The 14,737-nt window shown below is 68.0% G+C and carries 14 protein-coding genes; 2 read left to right on the top strand and 12 right to left on the bottom strand.

Annotated features, from left to right (window positions below; all coding sequences use genetic code 11):
* The first annotated feature begins 239 nt into the window (after positions 1-239).
* Complete coding sequence (locus H7U20_RS01980) at positions 240-716, top strand: cache domain-containing protein (protein ID WP_199517936.1); 477 nt, start codon at positions 240-242, stop codon at positions 714-716.
* Positions 717-806: 90 nt separating this feature from the next.
* Positions 807-2,372 (top strand): methyl-accepting chemotaxis protein, encoded by a 1,566-nt coding sequence (locus tag H7U20_RS01975; protein WP_233410435.1) that lies wholly within the window; start codon positions 807-809, stop codon positions 2,370-2,372.
* A 74-nt stretch (positions 2,373-2,446) separates the two neighbouring features.
* On the opposite strand, the gene paaZ is transcribed toward H7U20_RS01975, so the two are convergent.
* The 12 genes from paaZ to paaA form a co-directional block, all read right to left on the bottom strand.
* A complete protein-coding gene (gene paaZ / locus H7U20_RS01970; RefSeq protein WP_199517934.1) occupies positions 2,447-4,498 on the bottom strand; it encodes a phenylacetic acid degradation bifunctional protein PaaZ in 2,052 nt (683 codons plus the stop codon).
* Between the two features lie 224 nt (positions 4,499-4,722).
* Entirely contained in the window at positions 4,723-5,334 is a 612-nt protein-coding gene (gene paaY / locus H7U20_RS01965; RefSeq protein WP_199517933.1) for a phenylacetic acid degradation protein PaaY, read from the bottom strand.
* 36 nt (positions 5,335-5,370) lie between these two features.
* Complete coding sequence (gene pcaF / locus H7U20_RS01960) at positions 5,371-6,576, bottom strand: 3-oxoadipyl-CoA thiolase (RefSeq protein ID WP_199517932.1); 1,206 nt, start codon at positions 6,574-6,576, stop codon at positions 5,371-5,373.
* Between the two features lie 9 nt (positions 6,577-6,585).
* Positions 6,586-7,914, bottom strand: a complete 1,329-nt coding sequence (gene paaK / locus H7U20_RS01955) for a phenylacetate--CoA ligase PaaK (RefSeq protein ID WP_199517931.1) — start codon at positions 7,912-7,914, stop codon at positions 6,586-6,588.
* Between the two features lie 68 nt (positions 7,915-7,982).
* Entirely contained in the window at positions 7,983-8,381 is a 399-nt protein-coding gene (gene paaI / locus H7U20_RS01950; protein ID WP_233410441.1) for a hydroxyphenylacetyl-CoA thioesterase PaaI, read from the bottom strand.
* A gap of 100 nt (positions 8,382-8,481) precedes the next feature.
* Positions 8,482-10,038, bottom strand: coding sequence for a 3-hydroxyacyl-CoA dehydrogenase PaaH (gene paaH / locus H7U20_RS01945; RefSeq protein WP_199517929.1), 1,557 nt, complete (start codon positions 10,036-10,038; stop codon positions 8,482-8,484).
* 3 nt (positions 10,039-10,041) lie between these two features.
* A complete protein-coding gene (paaG, locus tag H7U20_RS01940) occupies positions 10,042-10,833 on the bottom strand; it encodes a 2-(1,2-epoxy-1,2-dihydrophenyl)acetyl-CoA isomerase PaaG (protein WP_199517928.1) in 792 nt (263 codons plus the stop codon).
* 204 nt (positions 10,834-11,037) lie between these two features.
* On the bottom strand, positions 11,038-12,114 hold the full coding sequence (paaE, locus tag H7U20_RS01935) for a 1,2-phenylacetyl-CoA epoxidase subunit PaaE (protein ID WP_199517927.1): 1,077 nt from the start codon (positions 12,112-12,114) through the stop codon (positions 11,038-11,040).
* 4 nt (positions 12,115-12,118) lie between these two features.
* The gene (gene paaD / locus H7U20_RS01930) at positions 12,119-12,649 is read right to left on the bottom strand and encodes a 1,2-phenylacetyl-CoA epoxidase subunit PaaD (RefSeq protein ID WP_199517926.1); all 531 of its coding nucleotides are present in this window, start codon (positions 12,647-12,649) and stop codon (positions 12,119-12,121) included.
* A gap of 15 nt (positions 12,650-12,664) precedes the next feature.
* A complete protein-coding gene (paaC, locus tag H7U20_RS01925) occupies positions 12,665-13,417 on the bottom strand; it encodes a 1,2-phenylacetyl-CoA epoxidase subunit PaaC (RefSeq protein WP_199517925.1) in 753 nt (250 codons plus the stop codon).
* 17 nt (positions 13,418-13,434) lie between these two features.
* The gene (gene paaB, locus H7U20_RS01920; RefSeq protein WP_199517924.1) at positions 13,435-13,719 is read right to left on the bottom strand and encodes a 1,2-phenylacetyl-CoA epoxidase subunit PaaB; all 285 of its coding nucleotides are present in this window, start codon (positions 13,717-13,719) and stop codon (positions 13,435-13,437) included.
* A gap of 116 nt (positions 13,720-13,835) precedes the next feature.
* Positions 13,836-14,737 (bottom strand): 1,2-phenylacetyl-CoA epoxidase subunit PaaA (gene paaA / locus H7U20_RS01915; RefSeq protein WP_233410434.1); only part of this gene is annotated, 902 nt, incomplete at its 5' end.

The following is a 14,737-nucleotide window of genomic DNA, read 5'->3' as shown; positions in this document are numbered from 1 at the left end:
GCGACAATCAATTTACCAATTCAAAACCCCTGCCGCCACCCCCTCCCAGCAAAAAACGTCAAGTCTGTCTTTCCCCACCAAACGCGATGAACCAAAAAAATTGCCTGTGTGCATGCGCACGAGGCGGCACAACGCGCTAGTATCCGAGGTGTCGGCCACGCATATCGCCGACACACCCAAGGGGTCCGCATAGGCGGCCCAGGATAGGGTGTCCCTGCCAAATTGAAAGAGACCTCATCATGCACACACAGTTTTTCCGCGCCAGCCGCAGCATCGCCCTGACCGTCCTCTCCTCCGCCCTGCTGCTGCCGAGCGCCTTCGCGGCCGACGGCGGCGCCTCCCGCGCCGATGCCGAGGCGATGGTCAAGAAAGGCGTCGCCTTCATCAAGGCCAGCGGCGACCAGGCCGGCTACGCCGCCATCACCGGCAAGGACGCCAAGTTCATCGACCGCGATCTCTACCTGGTGGTGTATAAGCTCGACGGCACCGTCGCCGCGCACGGCGCCAACCCCAAGATGGTCGGCAAGAACCTGATCGAACTGAAGGACATCGACGGCAAGGCCTTCGTCAAGGAGCGCGTCGACCTGGGCAAGGCCAAGCCGCACTTCTGGCAGGACTACAAGTTCACCAACCCCGAAACCAAAAAGATCGAACCGAAGCAGATGTACTGCGAGCGCCTCAACGAGACCGTGGTCTGCGGCGGCATCTACCTGTAAGTGCCGACGGCGCGCCGGCCGGCGCGCATTTCGGCCGCAGGTAGCGTGGCGGCCCCACTTCACTATGCCCCTATGAAAATTGCCCACAAAATGTTTATCGTCCCGGCGGCGGCCTTCACCTGCCTGCTGCTGATGGGACTGCTGTCCTTCTTCTCCATGCGCCAGAACGAAACGCGCATGCACGACCTCAAGGAAAACACCTTCGCCGCCTTCCGCGCCGCCAGCCAGCAGACCATCGCCATCGGCCAGCTGCACGCCGAGGTGTACGCCAAGATGGCCATCGCCGCCAGCCTGTCGGAGCAGGACATGAAGAGCTTCGGCGCCAAGGTCAACCAGGACATCGCCCTGATCGTCAAGGAAGTGCAGCGCCTGCCGGCCACGCCGGAGGCGGCCGAGCTGGCCCGTCAGGTGCCGCCGCTGTTGGAGAAGTACCGCGCCGGTGTGACGCAGGCGCTCGACCTGGCCTCGATGGACCCGAACACCGGCGTCGCCGCGATGCAGGGCGCCGGCGACAGCTACCTGCAGCTGCGCACCCTGCTGGCCGGCGTATTGAGCCGGCTCGACGCCCACACCAACCAGTCGCTGCTCGACACCAAGAGCGCCAACGGCCGCGCCATGTGGGCCAGCCTGGCCACCATGCTGGCCGGCGTGGCGGCGCTATCGGCCATTTCGGTGTGGCTGGCGCGGGCCGTGGTCACGCCGATCGGCGCCGCCTGCGCGGCGGCCGAGCAGCTCGCCTCGGGCGACCTGACCACCCGGATCGAGGTGCGCAACGACGACGAGATCGGCAAGCTGTCCGCCGCGCTGGCCACGCTGGTGGCCAACTGGCGCACGCTGCTGGGCGACATCCGCCTGGCCGGCAGCACCATCACCGCCGAGGCGCGCGACATCGCCCAAGGCAACGCCGACCTGTCGGCGCGCACCGAGTCGCAGGCCAGCTCGCTGGAGCAGACCGCCGCCTCGATGCAGGACCTGACCAACACCGTGCGCGAGAACGCCGACCACGCGCGCCAAGCCAACCAGCTGGTGCTGTCGGCCTCGGACGTGGCGCTCAAGGGCGGCCAGGTGGTCAGCCAGGTGGTGCACACCATGGCCTCGATCAAGGAGAGCTCGAACCGCATCGTCGACATCATCGGCGTGATCGACTCGATCGCCTTCCAGACGAATATTCTGGCGCTCAACGCGGCGGTGGAGGCGGCCCGCGCCGGCGAACAGGGTCGCGGCTTCGCCGTCGTCGCCACCGAGGTGCGCAACCTGGCGCAGCGCTCGGCCACGGCGGCGCGCGAGATCAAGGGCCTGATCGCCGATTCGGTCGAGAAGGTGGAAACCGGCAGCCGGCTGGCCGACGACGCCGGCCAGACCATGGGCCACATCGTCGACTCGGTCAAGCGGGTCACCGACATCATGGGCGACATCACGCTGGCCAGCCAGAAGCAAAGCGCCGGCATCGACGAGGTCAACTCGGCCATCACCGAGATGGACGATATGACGCAACGTAACGCGGCGCTGGTGGAGCAGTCGGCGGCGGCGGCGCAGAGCATGCAGGACCAGGCGGTCGAGCTGCTGCGCGCGGTCAGCAATTTCCGTTTGGACGAGCGGGCGGCGCTGGCGCCACCCGCTCCGCCGGCACGGCTGACGGCGAACCAGGCAGGCTAACGGTTCAAGCCGGCCCGGTTGCGCCGGGCGCCGGGCGCCGACGGCCAAGTCCGGGCGCGCCCCGGGCGGCCGCGTCAAGCGCGCTTCATCACCAGGGTCAGGATGTCGTAACTGGCCACCAGCTCGTCGTTCTGGTTGGTCACCTGCACGTCCCAGGCCACCACGCCCTGGCCGACGCCCTTGTCGTCGACGCGGTTGCGGTCGACCTTGCGCTTGCAGGTCAGGCGGGCGCGGATGGTGTCGCCGATCGCCACCGGCGTGATGAAGCGCAGGTTGTCCAGGCCGTAGTTGGCCAGCACCGGACCCGGCGCCGGCGAGACGAACAGCCCGGCCGCCGCCGACAGCACGAAGTAACCGTGCGCGATGCGCTTGCCGAACTGGGTGTCCTTGGCGGCGATCTCATCGAAGTGCATATAGAAGTAGTCGCCGGAGACGCCGCCGAAGTTGACGATGTCCGCCTCGCTGACGGTGCGGCGGTGGGTCAGCAGCGAGTCGCCCATCTTCAGCTCCTCGAAATATTTGCGGAACGGATGCAGCGGCTCTTCCCGCACGGCGGCGCCGCGCACGTACTCGCCGGTGACGGCGGCCAGCATGCTCGGCGAACCCTGGATGGCGGCGCGCTGCAGGAAGTGGCGCACCGCGCGGATGCCGCCCAGCTCCTCGCCGCCGCCGGCGCGGCCCGGGCCGCCGTGCTTGAGCTGCGGCAGCGGCGAGCCGTGGCCGGTCGAATCGACCGAGGCCTCGCGGTCGAGGATCAACACGCGGCCGTGCGAGGCGGCGGCGATCGGCACGGCGCGCGCGGCGATCAGCGGGTCCTTGGTCACCAGGGTGCTGACCAGGCTGCCTTTGCCGCGCGCGGCCAGGGCCAACGCCTCGTCCATGTCGGCGTAGCTGATGATGGTGCTGACCGGGCCGAAGGCCTCGACGTCGTGCACCGCGTCGTTGCGCATGCCGTCGCGGCACAGCAGCAAGGTCGGCGCGAAGAAGCAGCCGTCGGCGACACCCTCGCCGACCGGTTTGAAGCCGTCGGCGGCGCCGAACAACACCTCGTTGCCGCGCGCGAGCATGGCCACCCGCTCGGCGACGTCGCGCTGCTGCTCCTTCGAGGCCAGCGCGCCCATGCGCACGCCCTCGACCGAGGGATCGCCCACGCTGACCTTGGCCAGGCGCTCGCGCAGCCGCGTGCCGACCGCGTCGACATGCTGCTGCGGCACGATGATGCGGCGGATCGCCGTGCACTTCTGGCCGGCCTTGCCGGTCATCTCGCGCGCCACTTCCTTGATGAACAGGTCGAATTCGACATCGTCGGGCGAGACGTCCGGCGCCAGGATGGCGCAGTTGAGCGAGTCCGCCTCGGCCGTGAAGGGCACCGAGTTGGCGATCAGGTTGCGGTTGGTGCGCAGCTTGGCGGCGGTGTCGGCCGAGCCGGTGAAGGTGACCACGTCGGCGCCGCCCAGGCGGTCGAGCAGGTCGCCGGTGGAGCCGATCACCAGTTGCAGGCTGCCCTCCGGCAGCAGGCCGGACTCGTGCATCATGCGCACCACGGCCTCGGTCAGATAGCTGGTGGCGGTGGCCGGCTTGCCGATGCAGGGCATGGCGGCCAGGAAGCTGGGGGCGAACTTCTCCAACAGGCCCCAGATGGGGAAATTGAAGGCGTTGATATGCACCGCCAGACCGCCGCGCGGCACCAGGATGTGGGTGCCGGAGAAGCCGCCGTTTTTCCCCAGCGCGATGGCCGGGCCTTCGTGCAGCACGTTCGACGAGGGCAGCTCGCGGCCGCCCATGCTGGCGTAGGCGAACAGGGTGCCGGTGCCGCCCTCGATGTCGACCCAGCTGTCGGCGCGGGTGGCGCCGCTCAGGTGCGAGATCGCGTACAGCTCTTCCTTGCGGCTGGCCAGGTACAGCGCCAACGCCTTCAGGCGCGCGGCGCGCTGCTGGAAGTCGAGCGCCATCAGGCCGGGCACGCCGGTCTTGCGGGCATAGCTGACGGCCTCGTCGAAGTCGATTTTTTCGGCGTGGGTGTGATAGATCAACGAGTTGTTCAGCGCGCTGTGCAGCGGCACGGACGCCTCGGCGCCGAGCCAGCGGCCGCCGATCCAGCTTTGCAGGGTTGCTACTGTAGCCATCTGAAGTTCTCCGAATAAATGAAGGAATGCATTACATAAAAAATTCTGCTGTCCGGCGGCAATGCCACCAAGTCAAGCGCTCCAGCAAGCAGCCTCAACACTCGGGGTCAGTGCCGACATTCGGACAAATGTTGCCTGCCTGACTGCCGTTGTACTTGAGCTCGTGTCCGAATGTCGGCACTGACCCCGGGTATGCTGACCCCGGGTATGCGGGTATGGGCGCGTCAGGCGGAGGCGTTTTTGTGCAGGTGCAGCGGCAGCGCGGTGTCCCAGTCGATGCGCTTGCGGTTCGCTTCGACTTCGCTCAACGCTTCGACTTCGCGCATGGTCTGCATCGAGCGCACGGCCAGCTCCTGGTACTGGCCGGTGCCGGCGCTCTTCCATTTGATCTCGTCGTCGCTCAGCGTGCGCAACACGCGCGCCGGCGAGCCGACCGCCATGCTGCGCGGCGGGATCAGCATGCCGGCCTTGACGAAACTCATCGCGGCGACGATGCTGTCCGCGCCGACGACGGCCTTGTCCATCACCACCGCGTTCATGCCGACCAGGGCGTTGCGGCCGATGCGGCAACCGTGCAGCACGGCGCCGTGGCCGATGTGGCCGTCCACTTCAACCACCGTGTCGCAGCCGGGGAAGCCATGCATGACGCAGGTGTCCTGCAGGTTCGCGCCTTCCTCCATGATGAGGCGGCCGAAATCGCCGCGCAACGCCGCCAACGGGCCGATGTAGCAGCGCGGGCCGACGATGACGTCGCCGATCAGCACCGCGCTCGGATGCACATAGGCGCTGGGGTGGACGACCGGCGTGACGCCGTTGATCTCATATACTTTTACCATGCTCGTTTTCCTTTGCTTGCGGCGGCGCGCGCGCCGTCAGACCCGCTCGATGATCAACGCGATGCCCTGCCCGACGCCGATGCACATGGTGCACAGGCCGTAACGCCCGCCCGTGCGCTCCAACTGGTTGAGCGCGGCCAGCACCAGCCGCGCGCCGGAGGCGCCGAGCGGATGGCCGATGGCGATGGCGCCGCCGTTCGGGTTGACCTGCGGCGCGTCGTCGGCCAGGCCAAGGTCGCGCGTCACCGCCAGCCCCTGCGCGGCGAAGGCTTCGTTGAGTTCGATGACGTCCATCTGTTCTATCGTCAGGCCGGTCTGCGCCAGCACCTTGCGGGTGGCCGGCGACGGGCCGAAGCCCATGATGCGCGGCGCCAGGCCGGCGCTGGCCATGCCCAGCACGCGGGCGCGCTTCTTCAAACCGAAGCGCTCGGCGGCGGCGGCCGAGGCCAGCAAAATGGCGCAGGCGCCGTCGTTGACGCCGGAGGCGTTGCCGGCGGTGACGCTGCCGTCCGGCCGCACCACGCCCTTCAACTTGGCCAGCATCTCGATGCTGGTGTCGGGGCGCGGATGCTCGTCGGTGTCGACGATCTTCGGCTCACCCTTCTTCTGCGCCAGCACCACCGGCACGATCTCCTGGGCGAACACGCCGGCGGCGTGGGCGGCGGCCCAACGCTGCTGGCTGCGCAGGGCGAAGGCGTCCTGGTCGGCGCGGCTGACGGCGAACTGCTCGGCCACGTTCTCGGCCGTCTCCGGCATGCTGTCGATGCCGTACTTCGCCTTCATCAACGGGTTGACGAAGCGCCAGCCGAGGGTGGTGTCCTCGATCTTGGCGGCGCGCGAAAAGGCGCTGTCGGCCTTGGCCATGACGAAGGGCGCGCGGCTCATGCTCTCGACGCCGCCGGCGATGACCAGTTGCGCCTCGCCCGACTTGATGGCGCGCGCCGCCATGCCGACCGCGTCCAGGCTGGAGCCGCACAGGCGGTTGATGGTGCTGGCCGGGACCTCGACCGGCAGGCCGGCCAGCAGCGCGGCCATGCGGCCGACGTTGCGGTTGTCCTCGCCGGCCTGGTTGGCACAGCCGTAGAAGACGTCGTCCACCGCCGTCCAGTCGACGCCGGGGTTGCGCGCGATCAGCGCGGCGATCGGCAGCGCCGCCAGGTCGTCGGCGCGGACATGGGCCAGCGCGCCGCCGTAGCGGCCGAAGGGGGTGCGTACCGCGTCACAGATAAAAGCGTCGTTCACATCAGCTCCTTAATTCGGGGTTCTTGGTCGTTTGTCGACCACGCGTTTGGCCTTGCCGGTCAGCGTGCGTTCGATGCTGTTGGCCGCCAGCAGGCGCACCTTGGTGGTGACGCCGACGTGGGTCTTGATATGGTGCTCCAGTTCGCGCGCCAGGGCGTCGGTTTCGAATTCGCTCAGGCGGCCGGAGATGTCGGGGCGCAGCTCGCCGATCACGTCGAGCTTGTCCAGGTGGCCCTCGCGCGAGACCACCAGCTGGTAGTGCGGCGCCAGCTTGGGCATCTTCAGGATCAGCTCCTCGATCTGGCTGGGGAAGACGTTGACGCCACGGATGATCAGCATGTCGTCGGAGCGGCCGGTGATCTTGTCGATGCGGCGCATCGAGCGCGAGGTGGCCGGCAGCAGCCGCGTCAGGTCGCGCGTGCGGTAGCGGATGATCGGCAGCGCCTCCTTGCTCAGCGAGGTGAACACCAGCTCTCCCTCGACACCGTCAGGCAGCACCCGGCCGGTGTCGGGGTCGATGATCTCGGGGTAGAAATGGTCCTCCCAGATGACCGGGCCGTCCTTGCTCTCGATGCACTCGCTGGCCACGCCCGGCCCCATCACCTCGGACAGGCCGTAGATGTCGACGGCGTCGATGCCGGCGCGGCTTTCGATCTCGCCGCGCATGGCGCCGGTCCACGGCTCGGCGCCGAAGATGCCGACCTTCAGCGAGCTTTCCAGCGGATCGATGCCCTGGCGCTGGAACTCCTCGATGATGTTCAACATGTACGAGGGTGTGACCATGATGATGTCCGGCTTGAAGTCGCAGATCAGCTGCACCTGCTTCTCGGTCTGGCCGCCCGACATCGGCACCACGCTGCAGCCCAGGCGCTCGGCGCCGTAATGGGCGCCCAGGCCGCCGGTGAACAGGCCGTAGCCGTAGGCGATGTGCACCATGTCGCCGGCGCGGCCGCCGGCGGCGCGGATCGAACGGGCCACCACGTTGGCCCAGGTGTCGATGTCCTGCAGCGTGTAGCCGACCACGGTCGGCTTGCCGGTGGTGCCGCTGGAGGCGTGCAGGCGGGCGATGCGTTCGCGCGGCACGGCGAACATGCCGAAGGGGTAGTTCTCGCGCAGCTCCTTCTTGCCGGTGAAGGGGAACTTGGCCAGGTCGGCCAGCGTTTTCAGCTCGTCGGGGTGGACGCCGGCCGCGTCGAAGGCGGCGCGGTAGTGCGCCACGTTGTCATAGGCGTGCTTGAGCGACCATTGCATGCGCTGCAGTTGCAGCGCATGCAGCTCGTCCTTGCTGGCGCGTTCGATCGGCTCCAGATCGGCTGGAGCGGGGCTACGTTGGACCATCGGTGTCTCCTTCGTGTTGGTGCCTGTGCGGGTCGGCGCGGCGGAGCGCGGCTGGGCGGACCTTGGCGTCAGGCTGGCGCCGCCGTCGGCACCACCTCGCCGTTGACACGGTGCGATTTGCCGCGGAACAGCGCGATCAAACGGCCGTCCTGGTTGCTGACCTTGATGTCGTAAATGCCGCTCTTGCCGGCCAGCGCCTGCTCCTGCGCTTCGGCGCACAGCGTGTCGTTGAGCCGGCCGGGGGCCAGGTAGTCGATCGTGCAGCCGGCGCCCACCGTGTTTTGATTATGGCTGTTGCAGGCAAACGCGAAGGCGCTGTCCGCCAACGCGAAGATAAAGCCGCCGTGGCAGGTCTGGTGCCCGTTCAGCATGTCCTCCCGCACCGGCATGCTCATGCGGGCGTAGCCGGGGCGTATTTCGTCCAAGCTCATGCCCAGCGCCTGGCTGGCGCGGTCGCGCGCGAACATCGTCGCGCCGGCTTGCCTGGCCAGCGCCAAAGCATGGCCGAGGCGATGGGCTTCGGTTGCGGCGTGGTTTTCGGCGGCGTCGAGCGCCGGCTGGGCGTCCTTACGCATGGAAGCGCCCTCCCGCCGCCTGTTTGCGGCGCAGCAGCGGCGAGACGCGGTAGCGGTCCTCGCCATAGGCCGCCGCCAGGTTGTGCAGCACGCTGACGATCTGGCCGATGCCGACGGCGTCGGCCCAGGCCAGCGGGCCGCGCGGGTAGTTGACGCCCTTCTGCATGGCGATGTCGGCCGCCGCCGCGCTGCAGACGCCCTGGTTGACGGCGTCGGCCGCCTCGTTGGCCAGCATGGCGACGGTGCGCATCACGGCCAGGCCCGGCACGTCGTCGAGCCGCGTGACCACAAAACCGGCGGCCTGGAACAGGCCGACCACCGCCTTGTAGGCGGCCGGGTCGCACTGGTCGGAGCAGGCCACGGCGATGCGCGTGGCCTTGGCGTAGTCCAGCGCCAGGTCGAACAGCACGGTGTCCGGATGGTGGTTGTCGCGCGCGCGCGCGGTGGCGCTGCGGCCGTCGCTCAGGTAGACGGCGGCGCCGTTGCAGTGGAAGGCCGGCGCCGGGTCGGGCGAGCCGTGGCCCTCGGCCGGCTTGCGCGCGCTGACCTCGATGCCGGCCTGCTTGAGGCGGGCCGCCAGCGCGTCGCAGACGGCGCTGCGGGCGCCGCTGTCGAAGGTGTAGGTGACGAATTCCGGCCGCGGCTGCGGCGCCTCGGCCTGCGCCTGCGGCGCCACGGCGCCCTCGCCGTACTGGTAGAAGCCGCGTCCCGATTTGCGGCCGAGGAAGCCGGCGTTGACCATCTCCAGTTGCAGCACCGAGGGGGTGAAGCGCGGGTCGCCGTAGTAGGCGTTGAAGACCGACTGCGTCACCGAGTAGTTGACGTCGTGGCCGATCAGGTCCATCAACTCGAACGGTCCCATGCGGAAGCCGCCGGCCTCGCGCAGCACGGCGTCGATGGTGGCGGCGTCGGCGGCCTGCTCGCCCAGCAGGCGCAGGCCCTCGGCGTAGAACGGCCGCGCCACGCGGTTGACGATGAAGCCGGGCGTGGACTTGGCGTGCACCGGGTTCTTGCCCCAGGCGCCGGCGGTGGCGAACACGCTGGCGGCGACGGCGGCGTCGGTGGCCAGGCCGCTGACGACTTCGACCAGCGCCATCAACGGCACCGGATTGAAGAAGTGCATGCCGACCAGGCGCTGCGGCCGGCGCAGCTTGGCGGCGATGGCGGTGACCGAGATCGACGAGGTGTTGGTGGCCAGGATGCAGTCGTCGCCGACGATGGCTTCCAGCTCGGCGAACAGGCCGCGCTTGAGGTCGAGGTTCTCGACGATGGCCTCGACCACCAGGGCGGCGTCGGCCACCTCGGCCAGCGTGGCGGCGCCGCGCAGGCGGGCGTTGGCGGCGGCCGCGTCGGCGGCGCTCATGCGTTCCTTCTCGACCAGCTTGGCGAACACCTTGCCGATGTCGGCCAGCGCCTTGGCGACGGCCTCGGGCCGGCTGTCGTAGAGTTTAACGGTATGGCCGGCCACGGCGGCCACCTGGGCGATGCCGGCGCCCATGGCGCCGCTGCCGACGACGGCGACGATCTTATCTGTGCTGAGTGCGCTCATCGCTCATTTCCCCTGGAATTGCGGCGCGCGCTTGGCCATGAAGGCGGCTACGCCCTCGCGGTAGTCCTCGCCGTTACCCAGTTCGCTCATCATGCCGCATTCCAGCGTGAGCTGCTGCTGCAGGGTGTTCTGCGGGCTGGTGTAGAGCGCCTGCTTGGTGAAGGCCAGGCCCTTGGTCGGCGCGCCGGCGAAGTGGCGCGCCAGCTTGTCGGTCTCCGCCGCCAGCTCCTCGTCGGGCAGGCATTTCCAGATCAGGCCCCAGGCCTCGGCTTTTTCCGCCGTCAGTTTTTCGCCCAGCATGGCCATGCCCATGGCGCGCGCGGTGCCGACCAGGCGTGGCAGGAAGTAGGTGCCGCCGGTGTCGGGGATCAGACCGAGCTTGCAGAACACCTCGACGAAGCTGGCCGATTGGGCCGCCAGCACAATGTCGCAGGCCAGCGCCAGGTTGGCGCCGGCGCCGGCGGCGACGCCGTTGACGGCGCAGATCACCGGCATCGGCAAGGCGCGCAGGGCCAGCACCAGCGGGGCGTAGTTCTGTTCCACCGAGTCGCCCAGGTCGACGCCCTTGCTGCCCGGTTCGACGGCGCGGTCGGACAAGTCCTGGCCGGCGCAGAAACCACGGCCGGCCCCCGTCAACACGAAGACGCGCACCGATTTGTCGGCGCTCACCTGGCGCATGGCGTCGCGCACTTCCTCGTGCATCTGCTGGGTGAAGCTGTTGAGCTTGTCGGGACGGTTCAGGGTGAGCTTGGCGATGCCGTCGGCGATCTCGAAGAGGATGTTTTCGTAGTTCATGGCGTCTCGGTTTTTGGTGGTTTGATGCTGCGGTTTGTGGTGCGATCCAAGGTGCTGCTCAAGCTGGCGGACCCCGGCGGCGTCAAGCTGGGGTTACCCCGACGGCGTCAAGCTGGGGTCAGACCCTCGGCGCGCCGCGTGGCCGAAGTCGGCGCCGTCAATACAGGGTCTGACCCCGGTTTGTGCCGCTGGTTTTTATCGATGCTACTCGGCTTGGTCGAAGTCGACCACCACCTTGTCGGTGACGGGGAAGCTCTGGCAGCTCAACACGAAGCCACGGGCGATCTCGTAGTCCTCCAGCGCGTAGTTGACGTCCATGTCGACCTTGCCGTCGACCAGCTTGCAGCGGCAGGTCGAGCACACGCCACCCTTGCAAGAGTAACGCATGTCGATGCCGGCGCGCAGACCGGCGTCGAGCAGCGACTCCTTGTCCTTGTCCATGGTGAAGGTGGTGTGGTTGCCGTCCAGGATGACGGTGACTTCGGTCTCCTGCTGGGCCGCCACGTCCAGCACGCGCGGCTTGTGCTGGTGCTTGGGAATGCTGGCGGCGAACAGCTCGATCTTGATGTTCGCCTTGGCCATGCCGGCCTCCTGCAAGGCCTCGGAGACGCCCAGCATCATGTCCTCCGGGCCGCAGATGAAGGCCACGTCCATGTCGGCGATGTCGATCCAGTGCCGCAGGAACTGGGCGCACTTGTCCTTGGTGATGCGGCCGTTGAACAACTCGATGTCCTGCTGCTCGCGGCTCATCACGTAGGCCAGGTTGAGGCGCTGCATGAAGCTGTCCTTCAAGTCGGTCAGCTCCTCCTTGAAAATCACCGTCGACGAGGCGCGGTTGCCGTAGAACAGAGTGAAGCGGCTGTGCGGCTCGGCCAACAGGGTGGTCTTGATGATCGACAGGATCGGCGTGATGCCGCTGCCGGCGGCGAAGGCCAGGTAGTGCTTGCGGTTGGCGGCGTCCAGCGGCACGTTGAAGTGGCCCATCGGCGGCATCACGTCGAGCGTGATGCCGGCTTTGAGCGTGTCGTTGGCCCAGGTGGAGAACAGGCCGCCCGAGGTGCGCTTGATGGCCACGCGCAGCGCGCCCTCCTGCACCGAGGAGCAGATCGAGTAGGAGCGGCGCACGTCCTCGCTGTTGATGCGGGTGCGCAGCGTCAGGTGCTGGCCCTGCTGGAAGGTGAAGCTGTCGCGCAGCTCGGGCGGCACGGCGAAGGTGACGGCGATGGTGTCGCGGGTTTCGTTGCGCACCTGGGCGACGGACAGCGGATAGAATTTGCTCATGGGTTTAGTGGCACTTGAAGTAGTCGAAGGGCTCGCGGCAGTCGAGGCACTTGTACAAAGCCTTGCAGGGGGTGGAGCCGAACTGGCTGGCCAATTCGGTGTGCAGCGAGCCGCACTGCGGACAGGCGACGCTGGGCTTGGGCGGCGGCGCGCGGCGTTTGACGCCGGCCGCCAGGCCGCTGATGTCGATCACCTGCTGGGCCGGCGGGGCGATGCCGTAGTCCCTCAGCTTGATGCGGCCGGCGGCGCTCATCCAGTCGGTGGTCCAGGCCGGCGACAGCTGGTTCACCAGCCGCACCTGGGTCAGGCCATGGCCGCGCAGCGCCTCGACGACGGCGTCGGCGATGACCTGCATGGCCGGGCAGCCAGAGTAGGTCGGCGTGATGGTGACCACGCAGGCGGCGTCGCCCAGCACCTCGACGGCGCGCACGATGCCCAGGTCGACCAGCGAGATCACCGGAATCTCGGGATCGGCCACTTCGCCCAACCAGGCCCAGATTTGTTCAGCGCTGACGCTGGATGCGGTGGCGGCCATTGCGGGGTTCTCCATCTACCACTCGGCGCCCGGATAGGCGCGCTGCAGGAACTGCATCTCGGCCAGGATGTAGCCCAGGTGCTCGCTGTGCACGCCCTGCTTGCCGCCCTTTTGCATCCAGGCGTCGGCCGGGGGCATGGCCAGCGTGGCCTCGGCGAAAATCTCGCCGACGTGCTCCAGCCAGTCGGCGCGCAGCGCGGCGGCGGCGGGGGCGATGCCGGCGTCGAGCATCGCCTGGTCGACCGCGTCGTAGGCGAACACCTCGCCGCTGTACATCCACAGCTCGTCGACGGCGGCCTGGGTCTTGGCGTGGCTGACGGCGCTGCCGTCGCCCAGGCGCACCATCAAGTCGCCGCTGCGGCGCAGATGGTAGGTGACCTCCTTCAGCGATTTTTCGGCGATGTCGGCGATGCGCTGGTCGGCCGCGCCGCATAGGCCACGGATCAGGAAGTAGTGCCAGGTGTCGAAGAAGAACTGGCGCACCATGGTGTCGGCGTAGTTGCCGTTCGGTTGCTCCAGCAGCAGGCAGTTCTTGAACTCCTGCGCGTCGCGGTGGAAGGCGATCTTGTCCTCGTCGCGGCCGGCGCCTTCCAGCTCGCCGGCGTACTCGTACCACAGGCGGGTCTGGCCCAGCAGGTCGAGCGCGACGTTGGTCAGCGCCATGTCCTCCTCCAGCGCCGGGCCCTTGCCGCACCACTGCGACAGCTGCTGGCTGAGGATCAGGGCGTTGTCGCCCAGGCGCAGCAGGTAATTGACTTTGTCGTCCACGATTCGGCTCTCCGCGCTCACAGGTTTTTGACTTCTTCCGGCATCGGGAAGAAGGTCGGGTGGCGGTAGACTTTGCTGTTGGACGGCTCGAACAGCGCGCCCTTGTCGGCCGGGCTGCTGGCGACGATGTCGGCGGCGCGCACCACCCAGATGCTGACGCCCTCGTTGCGGCGGGTGTAGACGTCGCGCGCGTTGTTGACGGCCATTTCGGCGTCGCAGGCGTGCAGACTACCCACGTGTTTGTGCGCCAGCCCGTGCTGGCTGCGGATGAAGACTTCCCACAACGGCCATTCTTTGCTCATCTCGATCTCCTGTATGTTTTGTATGTGCGGCGGCGGCTTCAACACCACCCAAGGGCGCAAGCCGGGGTCGGACCCGCGGGGTCCGACCCCAGTTTCCGCCGCTGGGGTTGGCGGACTCAGGCGGCGGCTTTGCGCGCGGCCTGTTTGTCGGCGTGGGCCACCAGCGCGTCGCGGAACCACTCGCCGTCGTCGTAGGCCTTGACGCGGGTGCGCAGGCGCTCGCGGTTGCAGGGGCCGTTGCCCTTCAAGACATTCTGGAACTCGGACCAGTCGATCGGGCCGAATTCGTAGTGGCCGGTGTCGGCGTTGAACTTGAGGTCGGGATCGGGCACGCTCAGGCCCAGGTACTCGACCTGCGGCACGGTCTGGTCGACCATGCGCTGGCGCAGCTCGTCGTTGGAGAACAGCTTGATGCGCCACTGCGCCGACTGCGCGCTGTTGACCGACTCGGCGTCGGACGGGCCGAACATCATCAGCGACGGCCACCACCAGCGGTTCAGCGCGTCCTGCGCCATGGCCTTCTGCGCCGGCGTGCCCTTGGCCAGCGACATCATGATGTCGTAACCCTGGCGGGCGTGGAAGGACTCCTCCTTGCAGACGCGGATCATGGCGCGCGCGTAGGGGCCGTAGGAGCAGCGGCACAGCGGGATCTGGTTGATGATGGCCGAGCCGTCGACCAGCCAGCCGATGGCGCCCATGTCGGCCCAGCTCAGCGTGGGGTAGTTGAAGATGCTCGAATACTTGGCCTTGCCCGAGTGCAGCGCGGCGAGCAACTCGTCGCGCGACACGCCCAGGGTTTCGGCGGCGCTGTAGAGGTACAGGCCGTGGCCGGCCTCGTCCTGGATCTTGGCCAGCAGGATGGACTTGCGCTTGAGCGTGGGCGCGCGGGTCACCCAGTTGCCCTCGGGCAGCTGGCCGACGATCTCCGAGTGGGCGTGCTGGGAGATTTGCCGGATCAGGGTCTTGCGGTAGGCCTCGGGCATCCAGTCCTTGGCCTCGATCTTGACGCCGGCGTCGA

Source organism: Rugamonas violacea, from assembly GCF_016461825.1.
Lineage (GTDB): Bacteria > Pseudomonadota > Gammaproteobacteria > Burkholderiales > Burkholderiaceae_D > Rugamonas.
Note: the sequence above shows the minus strand (reverse complement) of the source record. Positions and strands in the feature narration are given on the sequence as shown.

What these genes read in the sequence shown, in the direction of transcription:
- H7U20_RS01980 (WP_199517936.1), top strand. Translation starts at nt 240, where the DNA reads ATGCACACACAGTTTTTCCGCGCCAGCCGCAGCATCGCCCTGACCGTC.
- H7U20_RS01975 (WP_233410435.1), top strand. Translation starts at nt 807, where the DNA reads ATGTTTATCGTCCCGGCGGCGGCCTTCACCTGCCTGCTGCTGATGGGA.
- paaZ (WP_199517934.1), bottom strand. Translation starts at nt 4,498, where the DNA reads ATGGCTACAGTAGCAACCCTGCAAAGCTGGATCGGCGGCCGCTGGCTC.
- paaY (WP_199517933.1), bottom strand. Translation starts at nt 5,334, where the DNA reads ATGGTAAAAGTATATGAGATCAACGGCGTCACGCCGGTCGTCCACCCC.
- paaK (WP_199517931.1), bottom strand. Translation starts at nt 7,914, where the DNA reads ATGGTCCAACGTAGCCCCGCTCCAGCCGATCTGGAGCCGATCGAACGC.
- paaI (WP_233410441.1), bottom strand. Translation starts at nt 8,381, where the DNA reads ATGTTCGCGCGCGACCGCGCCAGCCAGGCGCTGGGCATGAGCTTGGAC.
- paaH (WP_199517929.1), bottom strand. Translation starts at nt 10,038, where the DNA reads ATGAGCGCACTCAGCACAGATAAGATCGTCGCCGTCGTCGGCAGCGGC.
- paaG (WP_199517928.1), bottom strand. Translation starts at nt 10,833, where the DNA reads ATGAACTACGAAAACATCCTCTTCGAGATCGCCGACGGCATCGCCAAG.
- paaE (WP_199517927.1), bottom strand. Translation starts at nt 12,114, where the DNA reads ATGAGCAAATTCTATCCGCTGTCCGTCGCCCAGGTGCGCAACGAAACC.
- paaD (WP_199517926.1), bottom strand. Translation starts at nt 12,649, where the DNA reads ATGGCCGCCACCGCATCCAGCGTCAGCGCTGAACAAATCTGGGCCTGG.
- paaB (WP_199517924.1), bottom strand. Translation starts at nt 13,719, where the DNA reads ATGAGCAAAGAATGGCCGTTGTGGGAAGTCTTCATCCGCAGCCAGCAC.